Origin of the sequence: Prosthecochloris sp., assembly GCA_015482705.2 — a bacterium.
Taxonomy (GTDB): Bacteria; Bacteroidota; Chlorobiia; order Chlorobiales; family Chlorobiaceae; genus Prosthecochloris.
In genome coordinates this window covers 1-19155 of record JADMLA020000040.1, presented here as the reverse complement: position 1 = coordinate 19155, position 19155 = coordinate 1, and the positions used below count along the sequence as shown (strand labels likewise).

General features: G+C 51.0%; 16 protein-coding genes and 1 CRISPR repeat array. Of the genes, 2 read left to right on the top strand and 14 right to left on the bottom strand.

Translation table 11 applies throughout. The features are described 5' to 3' along the window. Positions 1–37 precede the first annotated feature (37 nt). From QZ209_RS10080 to obgE, 7 genes are all read right to left on the bottom strand, one after another. Positions 38–2398, bottom strand: a complete 2361-nt coding sequence (locus QZ209_RS10080; protein WP_294347533.1) for a hypothetical protein — start codon at positions 2396–2398, stop codon at positions 38–40. 40 nt (positions 2399–2438) lie between these two features. Next, positions 2439–3920, bottom strand: a complete 1482-nt coding sequence (locus tag QZ209_RS10075) for a polysaccharide biosynthesis C-terminal domain-containing protein (RefSeq protein WP_294347531.1) — start codon at positions 3918–3920, stop codon at positions 2439–2441. 151 nt (positions 3921–4071) lie between these two features. Further along, positions 4072–4917: a glycosyltransferase family 2 protein gene (locus QZ209_RS10070; RefSeq protein WP_294347529.1), complete on the bottom strand. Its 846-nt coding sequence runs from the start codon at positions 4915–4917 to the stop codon at positions 4072–4074. 2 nt (positions 4918–4919) lie between these two features. After that, positions 4920–6059 carry a glycosyltransferase gene (locus QZ209_RS10065; protein ID WP_294347528.1) on the bottom strand — a complete coding sequence of 380 codons (1140 nt, stop codon included), beginning with the start codon at positions 6057–6059 and terminating at the stop codon, positions 4920–4922. 85 nt (positions 6060–6144) lie between these two features. Beyond that, a complete protein-coding gene (locus QZ209_RS10060; RefSeq protein ID WP_294348025.1) occupies positions 6145–6411 on the bottom strand; it encodes an HPr family phosphocarrier protein in 267 nt (88 codons plus the stop codon). Positions 6412–6512: 101 nt separating this feature from the next. After that, positions 6513–6998, bottom strand: a complete 486-nt coding sequence (locus QZ209_RS10055) for an N-acetyltransferase (protein ID WP_294347526.1) — start codon at positions 6996–6998, stop codon at positions 6513–6515. 6 nt (positions 6999–7004) lie between these two features. Beyond that, entirely contained in the window at positions 7005–8018 is a 1014-nt protein-coding gene (obgE, locus tag QZ209_RS10050; RefSeq protein ID WP_294347524.1) for a GTPase ObgE, read from the bottom strand. Positions 8019–8206: 188 nt separating this feature from the next. Between obgE and xseB the strand changes: the two genes are divergently transcribed. Further along, complete coding sequence (gene xseB, locus QZ209_RS10045) at positions 8207–8455, top strand: exodeoxyribonuclease VII small subunit (protein WP_294348023.1); 249 nt, start codon at positions 8207–8209, stop codon at positions 8453–8455. 12 nt (positions 8456–8467) lie between these two features. On the opposite strand, the gene gatB is transcribed toward xseB, so the two are convergent. From gatB to QZ209_RS10030, 3 genes are all read right to left on the bottom strand, one after another. Beyond that, the gene (gene gatB / locus QZ209_RS10040; RefSeq protein WP_294347522.1) at positions 8468–9895 is read right to left on the bottom strand and encodes an Asp-tRNA(Asn)/Glu-tRNA(Gln) amidotransferase subunit GatB; all 1428 of its coding nucleotides are present in this window, start codon (positions 9893–9895) and stop codon (positions 8468–8470) included. 115 nt (positions 9896–10010) lie between these two features. Next, entirely contained in the window at positions 10011–10541 is a 531-nt protein-coding gene (locus tag QZ209_RS10035) for a lipid-binding SYLF domain-containing protein (protein WP_294347520.1), read from the bottom strand. Between the two features lie 90 nt (positions 10542–10631). Beyond that, positions 10632–11951, bottom strand: a complete 1320-nt coding sequence (locus tag QZ209_RS10030) for a Clp protease N-terminal domain-containing protein (RefSeq protein WP_294347518.1) — start codon at positions 11949–11951, stop codon at positions 10632–10634. Positions 11952–12013: 62 nt separating this feature from the next. Between QZ209_RS10030 and QZ209_RS10025 the strand changes: the two genes are divergently transcribed. Beyond that, positions 12014–13648 carry a glutamate synthase-related protein gene (locus QZ209_RS10025; RefSeq protein ID WP_294347516.1) on the top strand — a complete coding sequence of 545 codons (1635 nt, stop codon included), beginning with the start codon at positions 12014–12016 and terminating at the stop codon, positions 13646–13648. 3 nt (positions 13649–13651) lie between these two features. On the opposite strand, the gene QZ209_RS10020 is transcribed toward QZ209_RS10025, so the two are convergent. The 4 genes from QZ209_RS10020 to QZ209_RS10005 all read right to left on the bottom strand — a co-directional run bounded on the left by QZ209_RS10020 (position 13652) and on the right by QZ209_RS10005 (position 18154). Continuing rightward, complete coding sequence (locus tag QZ209_RS10020; RefSeq protein WP_294347514.1) at positions 13652–13942, bottom strand: hypothetical protein; 291 nt, start codon at positions 13940–13942, stop codon at positions 13652–13654. A 99-nt stretch (positions 13943–14041) separates the two neighbouring features. Continuing rightward, entirely contained in the window at positions 14042–15061 is a 1020-nt protein-coding gene (locus QZ209_RS10015; protein ID WP_294347512.1) for a VWA domain-containing protein, read from the bottom strand. A gap of 56 nt (positions 15062–15117) precedes the next feature. Beyond that, a complete protein-coding gene (locus QZ209_RS10010) occupies positions 15118–16110 on the bottom strand; it encodes a VWA domain-containing protein (RefSeq protein ID WP_294347510.1) in 993 nt (330 codons plus the stop codon). Positions 16111–16376: 266 nt separating this feature from the next. Continuing rightward, positions 16377–16804: a CRISPR direct-repeat array (repeat unit 30 nt; unit sequence GTTTCAATTCTCCATGAGTACGATTAGAAC). Between the two features lie 291 nt (positions 16805–17095). Next, positions 17096–18154: a cytochrome-c peroxidase gene (locus QZ209_RS10005; protein WP_294347509.1), complete on the bottom strand. Its 1059-nt coding sequence runs from the start codon at positions 18152–18154 to the stop codon at positions 17096–17098. Positions 18155–19155: the final 1001 nt, after the last annotated feature.

The following is a 19155-nucleotide window of genomic DNA, read 5'->3' as shown; positions in this document are numbered from 1 at the left end:
ACAGAATTTTTTTCACACCACTCAAGCTTGAAACGCCTTACTTGAACCCTCCCCATCTTCGCATACCGGGCAGTCCCGTACCGAAAAGCAGCAATGAAACCGCAAAACCCGCAAAAGAGAGCCTGACCCCGTTTTCAAATCCCCTTCGGTCGAAAGAAAAGACCACTCGATGGTTACCTGCAGGTACCGAAACGCCCCTCAACATGCCGTTTGTTTTGAAGACCGGCTGCTCATGATCGTCGATCGTCACTTTCCAGCGTAAAGGGAAAAAAACCTCACTCAGCACAAGAAAGGCACCCTGATCCGCCTGAACGGAAAGTGAAATTCTTTCCGGCAACACGTCGATCGAAGAAACGGCACCTTCGCCAAATTGCTTGCTACCGCTCCAGGGAGCATCTTCGACGAGAGCCTGTACCGCTATGTCGACTTCACCACCGAGTAATTTTCCATAGACATCCACCGTCTCTTTCTCGGAAACCCCTTCACGAACGAACCATGCACGCGGCATGGATCCGGCAAGCCTATAGACCCTCACCCCGACCGGACCTCTCGCCAAACGCAGCTCACCGTCATGGACAACATCGAGAAGCGGATGGTCCAACGGCGACATACTGACGACATAGCGGACATTGAGCATCCGCAAAACATCGGTATTCGCAAGATTCCCGGAAACCCGAAGCAACTCGTCATAGACCTGCAGTTTTGCAGGATGGTACCCTCCGGCAGACTCGATATCGAACACTGAAAACTTGTTTTCGGCGAAAAGGGGGCCTGCCGGATACACCCTGAACTCATCAGAATCGGCACGCAAAAAAGCGATCACGTCATCTTCTCGAAAAGCGCTTTCGAGATAGCGTTGAGAAACCAGTTGCGAAGACCGCAGAGAACCCGTCGAAGGGGAAACAATCTGACGGTCGACCATCAACAGATCGACAAGAGCGAGCATCGTCAGAAACGACGCCGTAAAGACCACACCCACAACCTTTCTCGACCGAAGCCAAAGAAGAGCCGCAAACATTCCGCCGAAACCGATCAGTCCGAGAAAACTGCTTTTCCAAAGGCTCCACCGTACCCGGTCGATCACCGCTGCAAGCTCGGCACTTTCAACCTGAGGAACCGGAAAAAGAGAACGGATAAACCCTTCGACAGGCGTTTCAAAAAGCAAAAAACCCAAAGCGCACAATGCAAGAATCAGTGCACCTCCTTTCAGCAAACGCAACCTTTTTCCACTGATCTCCCGTATGACGGTATGCAAACCAAATCCGGCAAGCAGTGCGAGAGTGAGAGACACGACGATAAGCGCCATGGACGGAACCCTGAAACGGCTGAAAAAAGGTATGAAATGGTAAAAAAAATCGTATACCGGACTGAAGTACCTGCCAAAAGCGAGAAAAACCATGAGCACCGTTCCAACGGCAAGAAACCGGACAAACCCGTTTCGCCTTTCGGCAATCAATCCGGTCACCGCCAGGCAAAGTACAACAACACCTGTATAATTGGGATAATCGGTAAACGGCATCTTACCCCAATAGGTAATCCCGCCGAACCCTGCAGCGCCCGGTAGAAGATAGGTGATAAACTCCCGTGGGTGCATCGACCACATCGTCGCGTAATCATAGGCAGCACCGCCGCCGCTACCCGAACCACGGACAGAAAAAGGGGTGTACTCGAATACCGGAAGATAAACGGAAGCGGAAATAATCACCGCGATGCAGAGCGCAACGAAAATCATCGCAGTTTTTCTAAACCTCTTTGCGGCTGAAGAACTGGTTGCAACCTTCCAGACGATCAGCAGAAACAGCAGCAACCAGGTATAGTAGGCAATCTGAACATGGCCTCGCTGCAGTTGAAACCCAGCCAGGAGAGCCAGAACGCCCATGTCACAGGGACGCATATCGTCCAGAAGCCGGATACCGGCCCATAGCACCCAAGGCATGTATGCGGCGGTCATGAGTTGGCTCCCGTGCCCGTAGACAAACATCGTGACCATGTAAGGCGTCAACATAAACGCCGCCCCGCCCAAAAAAGCGGCTGAATCATGCAGCTTGAAATGGCGGAGCAGAACAAAGCCACCCAAACCTGCGAACACAAAATGGAGCAGTTGCAGCCATAGACCGCTTACCTGAAAAAACCCGAAGAAGACACCCGGATAGTAAAGACCGTTCAAATAGGTGAACGCCTCGACCGTCGGCATCCCGGAAAAAGACCATGGCTGCCACAAAGGGTAACGGCCGGATTCCTGATACAGCGCATCGAGAGCGATAGACGTTGCCATGGGACTGACACTGTCAGGAGAAGCAGGAACCTGACCCTGAAAAACAATGGAATAGAAAACCCCTGCGGAAAGCAGTAAATACCCCAAGAAAGAGGCACTAACGGGCAGAATTGAATTTTTCACTGATTCACTGACAGTTTTACCCAGGTTTACAGAGAAGTAACTACTTTTTAACAAACGAAAACAGCTCCAAAATAACGTCCAGCTCTTCCTGTTCCAACCGCATCACCCTTATAAACAGCAAATATACTGTAAAAACGAGCAGTATGCCCCCGAGAAAGCTGAACGGAGCATCGAGAACCTCGAGAAAAGGCCTCACCACGATGAGAAGGCCCCCTGAGAGAATCCCTGCTGTAAGTGGCTTGAACAACGGGTAACTGAACGCATGAATACCGAGAAGCGTCCGCACCTCGGCAGCCCTGGCCACGGCAAGCAGGCAGTAGACCGCCAACAATGCCGCTGCAGCCCCCATCATGCCGAATTGCGGAATGAGAAGGACATTGAGTATGATGTGCACTGCAAGGCCTGCCGATCCATTCACGAAGCATATCTTCGAGTAACCGGTCATCTGTAGCATGGTGTCGTACAGACCGAAACCGGACTGCATCAGAACAGCGAAAGCGAGAACAACCAGGACGGGTGCCGCAACGGCAAAAGAGTCTCCAAAAAGATTCAAGACGGAAGCAGGCATCAACAGCAGGATAACGGCAAATGGCATCGACACCATCAAAACCCATCGACTAACCATCTTGAAGAGTTTTTCAAGTTCCTTCGTCCCACCACGACTGTGCATTTCGGCAAACATCGGTGCGGCGATTCCCGCGAACGCAAGTAAAACAGAGCGCATGAGGCCTGCCGTTCTGACCGCCGGCTGATACAAACCGACCGTTTCAGCACCCGCGTACCACCCGAGCATCAGAATATCCAGCCAGTGGCTCACCATACCCGCCAGGGCGACAAACATAAGAGGACGGGCGTACCGGACCATCTCCTTTTCAATGGAGGCACGGAGCACATCCCTTACAGAAACACCGGTAATGCGATCGAGCTGCAGCCATAACCACAAAAAACCGGCAAACGAAGACAAAGGCAGTGAAAAAAGAAGGGCTGGCTTGTTTCCGGCAACGGCGCTGATCACAACCGCCAGCAGCAGCATCCCGCCGGGGACAAGTATCTGACCGGCAATAATTTTCGGCCGAAGTTTTTCATATGCCTGAACAGCATGACCGCCAACAGCGATAAACACATGAAAAGGAACCGAACATGCATAGCAGATAAGCGTCAGATGCAACAAGTTTCCGCCGTCAAAAAGACCGGCGAGAAAACCCGAGAAAAAAACAAGGAAAAGAGTGAGAGGAAGCGAGTAGAAAAGGGAAATTTTCAGCGCCGAAGCAACAAAGGCCGACCGGTCACGGAAACCGCCTGCCTGCATACTGACAAACCGGAGAACGCCAACATCGAGACCGCTGACGGCAAGAACCTCGGCAATTTGCAGAATCGCAAGCGACAGGGCGTAAACACCCAGATATTCTGCGCCCATCAACTTCGCAACCACAAGGTTGAACAAAAAGCGCATCCCCTGCCCTGCAACAAACCCGACGAAAGAAAATCCCGCCTCTCTGGCTATTGTTACCTGTCGTTTCATTTCCGAACGCTGCGTTTCAGCATGTGACTGAACATTCAATTCTTTTCAAGGTACCATCTTACCTCTCGGCGATCGAGTGAAAGCCGAAAAATGAAAAAGCCGAACTCGCAACAATCCCGGCAAGTCGGAAACCGCAGCTCGACCCGGACGATCACTTCCCTCGGTTGAACTCACGAACTGCCGCAGCTCCCTGCGCAAGTCTGAATGGAGCAAGCAACAGATACAACAATATTCCAGGCCATGCCCGATACTTGACCAGCAGTCGTAACATCGACCGGTTTTTTTTCCAGAGCCTCGACAAGCCGAGTTCTCCCCCACCAGAAGCGCTCACCCGGTGCCAGACCTTTGAAACCGGCACGTAGAGTATTTTTTTTCCACCCTTTCGCATCCTGAGCGAGAGATCGACATCCTCTGCATACATGGAAAACGAAGGATCGAATCCCCCTGCATCCCTGAAATCGCCTGCGCGTACAGCAAGGCAGCATCCGGTCGCATAAGCGGTTTCGAGAGGAAAGTCAAAACGTTTCCCGTCCGGCTGGCGGATACCCCGATGAGCGATTCTCCCGGTCAACAGGTTCACTTCACCACCGGCATACCAGATCCTGTCAGGCCTGTTCATGAAATAGATGCGGGGCACCGTCACAGCCAGCGTATCTCTTTCGCGCAGCGGAACGATGAGCGGCTCGAGAAACCCCGGATCAACAACAGTATCGTTGTTGAGAAAAACCACATACCCGGCTCCCTTCTCGAGCGCCTTGTCATGGCCCGCATTACAGCCACCGCCGAACCCCCGATTGCTCTCGAGTTCGAGAATCTCGTATTGTGGAAAATGCTGCCGAATCTCTGCTACCGAACAGTCGGTTGAACCATTGTCGACAACCATGACACGCATGGGGAGATACGCTACCGAAGAAAGTGACTGAAGGCACCGGATGGTATCACCCGCATTGTTCCAGTTCACGACGATCACGAATACCGTTTCCTCTGACTCGCTCACCCTCACCCGGCCACCTCCCCGGCAAAATCAACCATCCCGTCAGCGAAAACTTCCCAGGAAAGCCTTGTTGCATATTCCCTGACCTTCTCCTCATAGCAGACCCTTTTCATGCTGTCGAGAAAGTCACAGATACCCTCTGCAAAAGCCGAAGGGTCGAGAGACCTGACTACAGCGCCGGTCTCACCGTCCAAAACAGCTTCCGGCAACCCGCCCGTGCCGGAAACAAGCACTGGACGTCCGAACCCGTATGCCTGTTGAACAACTCCCGATTGTGAGGCTTCCCTGTAAGGCAAGACAACGACGTCCGCTGCAGAGAAAAACAGAGACATACGGTCGTTTGAAACAAACTCCGCAAACACCATCACACGATCGCCTACACCAAGGGCATCGATGCGCTCCCTGAACATCTTCTCACCATAATAAAACTCTCCGGCTACCAGAAGCCGGGCTTCGGGATGACGACGAATAACCTCCGGCATCGACTCGATCAGAATATCGAGCCCCTTGTACTTCCTGACATACCCGAAAAAAAGCAGAACCGGTTCACTGATCCCGAGACCGAGTTTCCTTCTGGCCTCTTCTTTCGAACTCATGTTACACACCGGTTCATAGACAGGGTGAAACAGGGCCTTCACCGGAACATGCGGATAGGACTTCTGAACCTCTTGGGCGACATGCTGCGAAAGAGTGACGATACCGTCAGCCGATGCAACCATGAGATTTCGAAGCGATGCTTCGCCTGGAAACGCCTCATGCGACGCAAAGTTATGCATCAGCACAATCATCTTCCTGCCGGAAACATACTTGATCAACGCGTAGAGCGGTGCAAACAAACCAAACCAGTACGCACAGACGACGATATCGGGTTTTCTGCGCCTCAAACCGCGGGCGACACTATACCAGCTATAAGGATCGAGCGTGTCGAGAAGGGGAAGGGCCTCATTACCCGGCTTACAGGAAAACCCTCGCTCGTAAACTGTTTTTCCCCGAAACAACAGCCGCGGGTAAAGCCGCTTGAAAGAGATTGCCTCCACCTTGTGCCCTTTCCCAAGTAAAGCCGTATGGAGGGCCGAGCTGAAACGGGCGATACCGCCTTTAAGAGGGAAAAACGGGCTGACAATCGCTATACTCAGGGATCTCAAGGGCACCTCGGAATAGTTTCTTGTTATATGTCAGGGGAAAAACACAGACCCGGCAACCTTGAAGAAGAAAATCATCAACAAGGGGTCATTGCTCACCAAAGCCCTGCTCGAAAAAATCGATCAGTTGCTTGGCTGCCTCTTCCTCATCCTCACCATCGAGCTTCAGAATCAGTTTCGTGCCCTTTGGTGCAGCAAGGCTCATAACACCGATAATCGATTTGGCGTTCACTTCGGAGCCCCGCATTTCAATAAAAAAGTCGGCTTTGAAACGAGATGCAATCTTGACAACCGCCGCAGCCGGTCTGGTATGTAACCCGGCCTTGTTTTTAACGATAACTTCCTGAATAATCACATTGATAACAGTCAAAAGTAATAAATCAAAAGGCAAAAAGCTCGATAGCCGGAAGATACCGGGTTTCTCTGAACAGGAGAAACAGCCTACGGCCCATTCAGCTATCCGGCCATCTCGCCGTCAAGCTCCTTGATCATTGCAATTTCGTCACAGGCCATGAGTTTCGGGCAGTTTGTACAGTCTCTCCAGATTTTCTGAGGAAACATCTCCTTGTTCACCTCCCGATATCCCAGACTGAGAAAAAAAACCGGACTCAACGTCAGAACGAAAGCTGTTGTCACCCCTTCTTCCCTGAGTACTTCTTCAGCCTTGCCGACCAGCAGGCTGCCCACTCCTCGTCGTTTAAAGGAATCGAGAACGGCAAGCGTGCGGATTTCGGCGAGATGGAGCGTGAAAAAAGCGATCGCGCACGAACCGATGACCGTTCCGTCGTGTTCGGCGACCAGAAAATTACGAATATTCTCGATAACATTTTCAGGGGAGCGTTCCAGCATAACTCCTTTACCCGCATTGAAAGCGGTGATGCCCGCTATAGCTTCAGCATCGGCAAGACGCGCGGTCCTTATGGTAATATCGCTCGATACCATAGTCGGTTACTCTGACTCTGTTTTACATTCCTGTGGAACATTCCGGGACGGTTCGATTTTCTCCCACAATGCATCCTTCAACTCTTCGAGGCCCAGCCCGGTTATGCTGGAAACCTCGAGCACCGCAACACCGTCCCTGAAAGCAGGTCGACTGAAATCATCCTGAACGATATCCATCTTGGTGATCAACAGAACTCTTGGCTTCTCCAGCATCCGTGGATCGAACTTTTCCATTTCTTTGAGAAGCAGGGCATATTCACCGGCGATGTCCTCGGACTCCGCGGAAACAAGAACAGCAAGCACCTGGGTCCGTTCGATATGTTTGAGAAACTGAATCCCCAGCCCCTTGCCCTCGGCAGCCCCCTCGATGATTCCCGGAATGTCCGCCATAACGAACGAGTTGTAATTCCTGTACTGGACAATGCCAAGATTCGGTACGAGCGTCGTAAACGGATAATCGGCTATTTTCGGTTTTGCCGCACTCATGGCGGAAATCAATGTCGATTTTCCCGCATTGGGAAACCCGACAAGCCCGACATCGGCAATCAGTTTCAGTTCGAGCTCGATCTCGAGGCTTTCTCCCTTGCCACCCGGCTCGGCATACCTCGGCGCTTGATGGGTAGACGACGCGAAATGAGGATTACCCTTGCCGCCTTTTCCGCCTTTGGCGATACGCAGTTCTTCACCGTCTACGGTAAGATCGGCAATCATGTTCCCGGTTTCGGCGTTTCTGACAATAGTACCGCAGGGAACCGGAATCACAACGTCTTTACCCATCTTTCCGTTTTTTTTCGAGCCCTGACCGTGAACCCCCCGTTGCGCTTCGTAATGTTTCCTGTACCTGAAATCAAGTAATGTTGACATCTGGCGGTGCGCTTTGAGAAACACATGACCGCCCCTGCCGCCATCGCCACCATCCGGCCCGCCTTTCGGCACGTATTTTTCCCTCCGGAAACTCATACAGCCGTTACCGCCGTTACCCGCCTTCACGTATATTTTTGCACTGTCGACAAATTTCATAGCACTCTCAAAATTCCCGATTGACAATCACTTTCCAACAACCACAAACACCACACCTCAATTCCCCATTACCGATTCTCTACTCCCGATTCCCTACTGCCCCTCTGTTCTTTGAATACTTTCCTGCTTTGACTATGTTACCTGAAGTAACCAGCAACCACAAACCCCACAGCATCGCGACCGATCACATGAGCCAGAAAAAAAAAGCCACCATCGAGGAGCTTATTGCAAGACTCGAAGCGATTACCGGAGAAATGGAAAATCCCGACACAGGCATCGATCAATCAATCAAGCTGTATGAAGAGGGGCTGAAAATCGCGGATTCCTGCAGGAAAAGACTCCAGGATGCACGGCAAAAAATAGAAGTCATCAATCCGGAATCCAGAGAAAAACAGCCTGAAAACAAACAGGATTACGGCTTGTTCAGCGATTCCTGACAGCCCCACCGCTCACCCCTCGAGCTTCCGCTTCAGAATCTCATTGACAACCACAGGATTCGCCTTGCCTTTCATCGCTTTCATGCACTGGCCCACAAAAAAGCCGAAAATCCTTGTTTTTCCGCTCCTGTACTGCTCTACCTGTCCGGAATTGGCATCGATGATATCCTGAACAACTTTCTCAATCTCCGAGGTATCCGAAACCTGTGCGAGACCTTCCTTTTCGACAATGGCCTTGGCATCGTCAGCGGTTACCTGCATACGCTCGAAAACCTGTTTGGCAATGGTATTGCTGATCGTTCCTCCGGCAATCAAACCGATGAGTCCCCCCAGTCGTTCCGGTGAAACCGAAAAAGAAGCGACCGGAATATTTTTCTCCTTGAGAGTCCGCAACACCTCACCCATGACCCAGTTCGAAGCCGCTTTCGCATCACCGCTGGAACGGACGACATTTTCGAAGTAATCGGCCACCTCCCTTTCGGCAGTCAGGACACCGGCATCGTAATCGGGAATACCGAATTCCCGCACAAAACGTTCGGAACGGGCTTCCGGAAACTCGGGCAATTCGAGTTTCATGCGTTCGAGCATCTCATCGTCAATCTGAACGGGCACAAGATCCGGATCGGGAAAATACCGGTAATCATGAGCGAACTCCTTGCCTCGCATGGAACGGGTTTCCTGCTTGTCAGCATCCCAGAGACGGGTTTCCTGAACAATCTTTCCGCCGCTTTCCAATACATCGATATGCCGTTGAGCCTCGTACTCGATAGCTTTTTCAACGCTCTTGAACGAGTTCATGTTCTTGATCTCCGTTCTCGTACCATACTCTTCGGCCCCCTTCAAACGAACGGAAACGTTGGCGTCACAGCGCAGGCTTCCTTCTTCCATGTTGCCGTCCGATACACCGAGGTATTTTACGATCTGGCGTAACTTCTGCAGATAAGCCGAAGCTTCCTTTGCCGAACGAATATCGGGATAACTCACGATTTCCAGCAGGGGAACACCGCAACGGTTGACATCGATGAAAGTATCGTCTCCGATATCGTGGATGGATTTTCCGGCATCCTCTTCGACATGAATGCGAACCAGCCGGATGTCCTTGCGCCCTTCATCGGTATCGACATGAATCATGCCTTCGGAGCAAACCGGCTCCTCGTACTGTGAAATCTGGTATCCCTTGGGAAGATCCGGGTAAAAATAGTTTTTACGCGCCAGGATCGACTGCCGGGCAATGGTGCAGTCGGTAGCCAGCCCGAGCTTGACGGCATCTTCGACAACCCTCCTGTTCAATACGGGAAGAGCCCCTGGAAGCGCAAGACATACCGGGCAAACATTGGTATTGGCAGGTTTTCCAAACTCGGTCGAGCACCCGCAAAAAGCTTTACTGTTTGTATTCAGCTGACAGTGGACCTCAAGCCCAACCACTAATTCATAACTCATACCCTGCAATAAAATCGTTGTTAGAAATTGTTGGAAGACAGGAAAACCGTACCCTCCGCGCATTCAAAAGGCCATACCGGATCAGGACGTCCAGCCGTCCGGCAAACCGGTCGTATCAATACTCCTCGAAAGAGAACTTCTGGCCACCGACAGAAGCTTCGGCCATGAGCCCGCTCTTTGGCAGCGCAAATATAGCGACACCATCCGAATATTCACTGTTGGTAGCCACGCCCGCCGTCACGACAACCGCACTTGCCTGAGCGTTCAGCTCATAGTTTCCTTTCTTGAAATCAGCAAGATCGGACTGGGTACGGAAAAAAATGATTTCAGCAAACGCCTGACCGCCAAGCTGAGGTCCTACATTGATCTGGGTAATCGAGGATGTACCTATCAAACGCCCCTGCTCGTAGACAAACCCTTTGCCACGGGCACCTCCCAGCAACAAAAATCCTCCTTTATACACATCGGGAAAAACGACATAACCATATGCTTCGTCAAAAAACACCTGTAACGTCGGGTCCGTTTTCTGGAAAAGACGAACGGTCTGCCGCGCATGCTCTTCCTCACGAGGATCCCATCCTGCAAAAACCGGGGAGACAGCCACGCCCATCAAGAGCAGCAGCAGTACAAATACATTCCTTCTCATGTTCATAGTGCCATTATTTTTTGTTGTTCAATAAAAAGAAACCACCTATAACATCCAATGATATTCAGTAAATAGCGCTGCTCATGAAGCTCATCTATTCGAAAGCTCTCTTTTCAACGCCTCACGTTCAATTTCCAGACGGCGGATTTCACGGTTGACCTTATCGAGTTCTTCCGGGTCACTGTCCATCTCCAAACGAAGCCTGGAAGAAGCTTCATCGATGAGATCGATCGCCTTGTCAGGCAGGAAACGTTCAGAAATGTAACGGTCGGATAATTCTGCAGCCGCAATGATTGCCGAATCCATGATACGGACCCCGTGATGGATTTCATACTTTTCCTTCAAACCGCGTAAAATGGAAACGGTGTCCTCCACGCTCGGCTGATCGACCATGACCGTCTGGAAACGCCTTTCAAGCGCTGCATCCTTCTCGATATGCTTGCGATACTCATCGAGCGTCGTCGCCCCGATACAACGTAACTCACCGCGGGCAAGCGCCGGCTTGAGGATATTGGCGGCATCGACAGCGCCTTCGGCCGAACCGGCTCCGACAAGCAGGTGCATTTCATCGATGAAAAGAATGATTTCACCATTGGCGTCCTGGACCTCTTTGATGACTGCTTTCAGGCGGTCCTCGAATTCACCGCGGAACTTGGCGCCAGCAACCAGTTGTGCAATATCGAGCGCAGCGATCTGCTTGCTTCTGAGGTTTTCGGGAACGTCACCAGCAACAATACGCTGAGCGATACCTTCGGCAATGGCAGTTTTACCGACACCCGGATCTCCGATCAGAACCGGATTGTTCTTCGTTCTCCTACTGAGAATCTGAAGCACTCTCCTGATTTCCTCGTCACGGCCGATGACAGGATCGAGCTTTCCTTTCCGCACGAGATCATTGAGGTTACGCGAATATTTTTTCAAGGAATTGTAGGTATCCTCGGCGGTCTGGCTGGTTACCCGCTGTGACCCCCGGATACCGGCCATAACTTTGAGGATTGCGTCACGATTCAGCCCTGCGTCACGCATGAGCGACGAAACGTTACCGCCAGCTTCACTCAAGGCGACGAAAAGATGCTCGGAGCTGATATACTCATCCTTGAGGCTTTCCGCCTCTTTCAGAGCAAGGTCGAAAACCTTACCGAGATCCTGAGAGATATATTGACCGGTAGCCGAAGCACCGGTAACCTTCGGAATTCGATCGAGTTCCCTGTCCAGAACGGCAAGCAGATTATCGGTTTGCACTTCGAGCTTCTGAGCTATCTGAAAACCTATGTTTTCACTGTCACTCAGCATGACATGCAGAAGATGCACCGAATCGATCTGCTGGTGCTGCCTGCTTCCGGCAAGCGTAGCCGCGGATTGCAAAGCCTCCTGCGCCTTTACGGTAAATTTATTGGGATCAAACTGCATAGTGGTTTGAGAGCTTTAATGATTATCTTTAAAAACATAACGAAACATCTTCTTTTCTGCTTATGTATAACAATGTTAAAACAAAAAAAGTTAAAGTTGCAACGTGGAGCGAACTCGAGGAAAAAAAGCCATCGTACGCTCTTGTTGCAGATGTTGACCTTGTTATTATCCGTTACGGCAACGACGTTTCCGTCCTCTATGGAAGATGCCACCACCGCGGAGCGCTCATGGCGGACGGTCATGTCAGCGGAAAAAACCTGCTTTGCAGCGTGCACGGCTGGGATTACCGTTATGAAACCGGCATAAGCGAATACAACAATGACGAAGCCCTGCATAAGTTCTCCGCGTGGACCGATCTGAAAACGGATGCGGTCTATGTCGACGAGGTGGAAATATCCCGGTGGGCTCGAACAAATCCCCAACCCTGGAACCGCGACATCTACCAGGGGCTCTATGCAGATATACAAGGAGGGCCGGAAGAACCGTTCAACCCCTATATCCACTCCCTCGCAGCAACGGATCCCGCTTCATTCGAATCCCATGGCCCGGTTTCAGCCATGGGCGTACCGCTAGATGAACTCCCCCGATGGGAAGACATTCAAGTCCTCACGGCTCAGCTGGCAAAACCGCCTTTGCTCGACGAAACCGCAGTTGGCACAAACCTCGTTATCGGACCGAACGCGAAGAAACCCCTCGAACTCGACATCCCGCTCATTGTAAGCGACATGAGCTTCGGAGCGCTCGGCAGAGAAGCCAAAATAGCACTGTCCAGAGGAGCCGAGCTATCGGGAACGGGAATATGTTCCGGAGAAGGAGGCATGCTCGAGGCGGAACGCAGAGAAAACTCCCGTTATTTCTATGAACTGGCTCCGGCAAAGTTCGGCTGGAACATCGAACAGGTAACCCGGTGCCAGGCATTTCATTTCAAGGCGGGTCAAGCGGCCAAAACCGGTGCGGGAGGTATGTTACCCGCTGACAAGGTCAGCAGCGATATTGCGGAAGTGAGAGGTGTCGCCCCGGGAACGGATGCCGTATCCCCCTCCCGATTCCGCACACTCGTCACCCCGGAGGATTTCGGTAAAGTCGCCGAAGAAGTACGGAAGGCAACGGGCGGAATACCGATCGGATTCAAAATGTCGGCCCAGCATATCGAAAACGATATCGATTTCGCACTCGAAGTCGGCGTGGATTACATCATACTCGACGGAAGAGGAGGTGGAACCGGAGCATCACCCAATCTGCTGAAAAACAATATCGCCGTTCCGACAATACCGGCACTCGCCCGGGCGAGAAAACATCTCGACAAACGCAACGCCGCTCACGTGACACTCATCATAACGGGAGGACTCAGAACCGAATCACACTTCATCAAGGCACTTGCACTCGGGGCGGACGGGATAGCGATAGCCAACGCCGCAATACAGGCTGCCGGTTGCCTGGGCATGCGGGCATGCAACAACAACAACTGTCCTGTCGGCATTGCCACACAGGATGAAAAACTCCGGGCACGACTCGTTATCGACAGCTCTGCAAAACGGTTGCACAACTATCTATTAAATTCGGTCGGCATGATGAAGGTTATGGCAAGGGCATGCGGCTACAATCATCTCGGAAAATTCAATCCGGATGATCTTGTCACATGGAAAAAAGATATGGCTTGGCTTGCTGGAATCAGCTATGGAGGTTGCTCCGAATAGAAACTACCGGCTGTTGTTTTCTCCTCCCGTCCTCTGCCAGCTTTTTGCCAGAGCGTTGACAACAAGGGAAAGAATCTGCCCGCCGGTGTCGAGGAGCTTTCCGCCTTCCTGCTGAAGCTTTTGCTGAAGAGCGATTTGCTCTTTGAAGAAATTCACGCTATGCTCATCATAATCCTTGCCGCTGACATAGGCATCGATTTCCTGTTCGAAGTCAGGATTGTTGACAAGTCTCATGGCAAGCTGTGCTTTTTCCAGAGGCTCGAAAGCTTTCTTTGGCTGTGTCTGCTGATCCATAGCTAATGTATTATATCCTTTTGATACTTGACTGATCGTTAGAGGTCAATGTAAGAATCTTTACGAAAAAAACCACCTGTCCTCTAAAACCCCCGTCACTCAGCTTTTTGAAGCCATTACCCCGGCACCCAGCAGCAACAACACCGATGCCAGCGCAAAATAGTGGTAGATCTCTTCCCGATAACGCGGCTCACGCACCCATTGCATTCCCCCTTTCATCACACCAAGCTCTTCGAGCACACGGCCGGAAACCGGCTCGTTTTCACGACTGTGTAAAAAAATCCCTCCGGTTTCATCAGCAAGATTCCTGAGCACCTCCGGCCGGAAGGCAGTCAAAACCGGGTGCCCTTGAGCATCCCACCTGACTGAACCCGATACACTTTCGTCACCCCGAACCGGAATATGAACGGGCTTTTGCGCTCCCACACCGACAACAAAAAGCAATACATCCATCCTGCCCAGTTTCCCAACCGCACCGGTGAAAGTCTTACCATGATTTTCACCGTCGCTCGCAATCACGACGACACGCATTCCGGCATCATTCCCCGCATTACCGCGACCGGTAAACATCCTGCCTGCAATGTCGAGCGCAGCCTCCAGATTCGTTCCCTGCTCCTCGACGAGCCCGGGAGACGCGACATGCAGCATCGCTTCGAACGCCTGCCGATCAGCCGTCAAAGGGCACTGAACAACCGCCGAACCGGCGAACGCGACAAGACCTCTCCTGCCCCGGTCAATTTCCCTGCTTATCGCCAGCATTACCTGTTTCGCCCTTCCCAGTCTGTCAGGAACTTCATCACGAGCAAGCATGCTGTTGGACACATCGAGAACATAAACCACATCGACGGCATCCCTTCTCACCAACTTGTCTCCCCTACAAAGTTGGGGACCACACCAGGCAACCAAAAGAAATCCAACAGCGAAAAACTGCATCACACGAATGACGATTTCCCTGTAAGGACTCCATTTGCCTAGCAAACTGTCAGAAAGCTTCCGGTCGGCGAGAAGCTTTCTCGCCTGAGCCTTCCGCACCATCCCCCAGGCCAGAAAGCCCCAAAGCGGTACAAGCAGCGACAGCAGAATCAGCCGTTCAGGATATGCAAAACAAAAAATCTCCATCCCCCCCTATTCCCTATTTCCCATTCTCTACTTACCCATTACCGATTCCCTACCTTTTACGGAATCCTCATCAGCCTTCCCCCTCCCAGGATCAGGCCGGTAGCAAGCACTATCAAAGCAGACAACAGCAACAGAGGAAAAAGTTCCACCCGGACAACTGGTGCAGGTCCGTCCAGACGACTGCGCTCCATCGTGTCGATCTCCCTGAACGCATCCTTGAGGGCACGTTCATCGGAAGCATTGAAAAAACTGCCGCCGGTCAGAAAAGCGACCTTCCGCAGTACATCCTCACGGCCGGCAATCGACCCCTCGACAAGCGATCCGGTATTCTCCGCCCGCTCTTGTATGCTCATACCGATGACATAGATTCGTACCCCCCGACTGCCAGCAATACCCGCAGCCGTCACGGGCCCGATCTCCCCACGATTATGTTCACCGTCCGTCAGCAGCACCAGGACCCTCTCTTTCGAAATCGAGGCTTTGAGACGATTTATCCCGACAAGGATCGCCGATCCAATAGCGGTACCGTCATCACTGATCGCATCCACCGACACCTGCCTGACAAGCATGTCGAGAAGCTTGTGATCGAGCGTAAGAGGACATTGGGTAAAGCTTTTTCCACGGAACAGCACGAGTCCCAACCTGTCTTTCGGGCGGTTTCGTATAAAACGCAAGGCGATATTCTTTGCGGCATCGAGACGGCTGCCGCCGAAATCCTCCTCGAGCATCGATTCCGAAATATCCAGTGCGAGCACGATATCGATACCCCTGTCCGAAGCCACCGTCACATCCCGTGCCACCTGAGGACGTCCCATGGCAAGAATCGCCAGCACAATGGACGAACGCACGAGCCATCGTGGCAGATGCACCCACCAACCGGCACTCATACCGCTGGTCTTGAGATTGGAAACGCCCGGAAACATCATCCGCCTTCGCCCCTTTTCATGCCGCCGCTCGAGCCACCAGACCAAGGGCAACAGTAACAGGAGCAAAAGCCACCGGGGCTGAGCGAATTCAAAAGTCGCTGTATCGAAAAAAAAATCCTGCATCGTTCTTCCGGCTTTTCAGGAAAGATGCGAAAAAGAGAAGGCAAATCTGAGCTTTTGCTTCGCTCAATGACCCAGGGACTTGAATTTGGGGAATAGGCAATAGAAAATGGGTGATGGAAAGAAAAAGCAAGATACCAAATATCAAAGCGCAATAGCTCCCTTCCAGTCATTCCGCACTTGATGCGGAATCCATCTTCCACCATAACGCCTAGCACCTAACTCATAACACATTCCACAACTCAGAACGAAGGACTCAGAACTCCCCACTTCCTATACTCCATGAGTACGATTAGAACGGAGTGTATATGGTTAAGGAACTTACCGGTTTTATAAGTTTCAATTCTCCATGAGTACGATTAGAACTCGCCTTGATTTCCTCAATCAGCTCGATATATTTCCGTTTCAATTCTCCATGAGTACGATTAGAACTGAGTGGTCGAATGTGGATAGCGTTTTTCGCAGTCGTTTCAATTCTCCATGAGTACGATTAGAACTTCTGTACGTCCCAATGCCGGGCATGAAGCCGCATACGTTTCAATTCTCCATGAGTACGATTAGAACGAGGGACTGGCGGCTTGGGATTAAACAGGTGAAAAAGTTTCAATTCTCCATGAGTACGATTAGAACACTGGTGCAGTAATCCAGCAGACGCACTACAAACTCTGTTTCAATTCTCCATGAGTACGATTAGAACCCGCAGCAATGAGCCGCAGAGAGATGCGAAAACACTGGGCATGACAAGTGACAATACGCCAAAGAAAGTCGTCGACCGCCAGTAGCCTAAAAACCCCGAGGGGTCGACGACAGCTCTAAGGAAATATAAAACAAACGTTTAAAACCGGCACAGCGAAAAACAGCTCGTAACAAAGCTGCAAAAACAAAAAAAACAACTCACCGACGACTGCCGAAAGAGAGAAAAATACTCGTAACTATCAATATTACAGATCGTTACCACTCACTTCTTCCAGTGAACTCTTTGTAACAGCTATTCATCGAATGGTGCAGGACGAGGCGTATCATCCGATGAAGGCGGAAGCAAAGGCAGCTCGATGCGTGGCTGGTCGCCGGTCAGAGTTTTCATGAACGCAACGATTTTAGCGTTTTCGTCCTCGCTAAACACCCGACCGAGCTGAATCCTGCCCATGATCTCGACCGCTTCCTTGAGCGTTGCAGCCTCTCCATCATGAAAATACGGATAGGTCAGTTCAACATTGCGCAGAATCGGAACCTTGAATTTAAAACGGTCGGCCTCATTGCCGGTAACAGATACCCGGCCTTCCACCTGACTGTCAGTCGTATACGGTTCGACGACACCCATTTTCTGATAAGAGTTTCCGCCGAGAGCCGAACCGTAGTGGCACACAATACAACCGCTCGACTTGAAGAGCTCATATCCCTCGAGCTCCTCAGCGGTAATAGCAGTATCGTCTCCTTTCAGCCATTGGTCAAAACGGGAATTGGGCGTAACGAGGGTTTCCTCAAAAGCAGCAATGGCTTGCGTCAGCTGGTCGATATCGATCCGATCCGTACCGAACACCGTGCTGAACTCCTCAACGTAACCCGGAATCGACTGCAGGAGTTGTATCGCGAGTTCATGAGAAAAAGCCATTTCGTCAGGATTGGCCATAGGGCCGCCGGCCTGCTCTTTCAAATCCTTTGCACGGCCATCCCAGAACTGAGCGATGTTCATGCTGGAATTAAGCACTGTAGGCGCATTGACCGGTCCCTTTGTCCAACGGTGACCGATCGACGTTTTAAGGTTATCACTGCCGCCCATACTGAGATTGTGGCATGAATTACAGGAAATGAACCCTGACATGGAAAGACGGGGATCAAAATACAGTTTCTTTCCCAGCTCCACCAGACCCGGATCGGCAACAACCGCTGGCTCGATCGGTTTGATGGGCTCGTTTCTTAGTGAAGCAGGAGCTTCGGTTCCCGAATTCTCTGTTTTGCCTCCTTGTTGTGTATCATCGGAAGCCGGTGTACAGGAAAACATAACTGCAAGCAATGCAAAAGCAAATCCACGTGTTTTGATCCCCATTGTTAATCTCCATGTTTTTTTTGTTCACTGAAAACAATCGATACCAACATGCAGCCTCAACTGTCCATAACCCCACAAAAAGCCCACCTTCACCGGTTTATACCGTAAAAAGTGCTCGCAATGTATTTTTTATTGTAAGGGAGGAAGCCAGAAGCTGCTATCAAAAAGATCAAAAGCCCGCAAAAAGTTTCGATTCCACACGATAACGGAAATGGAATGTCACATCGCCCGGTAGCCCAAGGGAGCATTGATGAAAGGGGTAGTAGGGAGCAGAAATGGGGAATGGGTGAGAGGAACTGGGAATCGACAGAAAAAGCAAGATCTCACAACCAAAGCACTGAACCCCCCTTTCAGTCATTTCGCACTCGATGCGGAATCCATCTTACAGATCTATTCCTCTGCCATAGCACTATCACAATCTTCAACTCAGAACTCAGGACTTAGTACTCAGCACCTAGAATATTCTTCATGAGTGCAATTAGAGCCGGTATCGATGTACGACCGGCTGTTACTGGTCTCTGTTTCAATTCTCCATGAATACGATTAGAACAGATTTTTTTCGAACTCTAGCTTAGTTAATAACAATGTGCTTAAGTGCTTCTCTCACAAAAAGTATTAATTATTTACAACGTCCCTTAGTCACACAAAACCCCTTGTAGTCATTCCGCACTTGATGCGGAATCCATCTTCCACCATAACACCTGACACATGCTTCAACTCAGCACTTGAATATCCTCCATGAGTACGATAGTACACCTTGCTTCGCTTGAGAATCAAGGGGCCAGAATCTGGTGAGTAGGTAACGGGGAATGGGTAATGGATGGAAAAAGAACACGATGCTTTACAATCAAAGCACGATTCCCCCTTTCAGTCATTCCGCACTTGATGCGGAATCCATCTTACAGGGCTATTCCTCTGTCATAGCACTAACGCAATCTTCAACTCAGAACTCAGGACTTAGTACTCAGCACTTCGATATTCTCCATGAGTACGATTAGAAC

Excerpts from the sequence above, each read along its gene's own strand:
- obgE (WP_294347524.1), bottom strand. The coding sequence starts at position 8,018 with ATGAAATTTGTCGACAGTGCAAAAATATACGTGAAGGCGGGTAACGGC.
- QZ209_RS10055 (WP_294347526.1), bottom strand. The coding sequence starts at position 6,998 with ATGGTATCGAGCGATATTACCATAAGGACCGCGCGTCTTGCCGATGCT.
- QZ209_RS10015 (WP_294347512.1), bottom strand. The coding sequence starts at position 15,061 with ATGGAGATTTTTTGTTTTGCATATCCTGAACGGCTGATTCTGCTGTCG.
- xseB (WP_294348023.1), top strand. The coding sequence starts at position 8,207 with ATGAGCCAGAAAAAAAAAGCCACCATCGAGGAGCTTATTGCAAGACTC.
- gatB (WP_294347522.1), bottom strand. The coding sequence starts at position 9,895 with ATGAGTTATGAATTAGTGGTTGGGCTTGAGGTCCACTGTCAGCTGAAT.
- QZ209_RS10020 (WP_294347514.1), bottom strand. The coding sequence starts at position 13,942 with ATGGATCAGCAGACACAGCCAAAGAAAGCTTTCGAGCCTCTGGAAAAA.
- QZ209_RS10035 (WP_294347520.1), bottom strand. The coding sequence starts at position 10,541 with ATGAGAAGGAATGTATTTGTACTGCTGCTGCTCTTGATGGGCGTGGCT.
- QZ209_RS10010 (WP_294347510.1), bottom strand. The coding sequence starts at position 16,110 with ATGCAGGATTTTTTTTTCGATACAGCGACTTTTGAATTCGCTCAGCCC.
- QZ209_RS10005 (WP_294347509.1), bottom strand. The coding sequence starts at position 18,154 with ATGGGGATCAAAACACGTGGATTTGCTTTTGCATTGCTTGCAGTTATG.
- QZ209_RS10025 (WP_294347516.1), top strand. The coding sequence starts at position 12,014 with ATGTATAACAATGTTAAAACAAAAAAAGTTAAAGTTGCAACGTGGAGC.
- QZ209_RS10030 (WP_294347518.1), bottom strand. The coding sequence starts at position 11,951 with ATGCAGTTTGATCCCAATAAATTTACCGTAAAGGCGCAGGAGGCTTTG.
- QZ209_RS10075 (WP_294347531.1), bottom strand. The coding sequence starts at position 3,920 with ATGAAACGACAGGTAACAATAGCCAGAGAGGCGGGATTTTCTTTCGTC.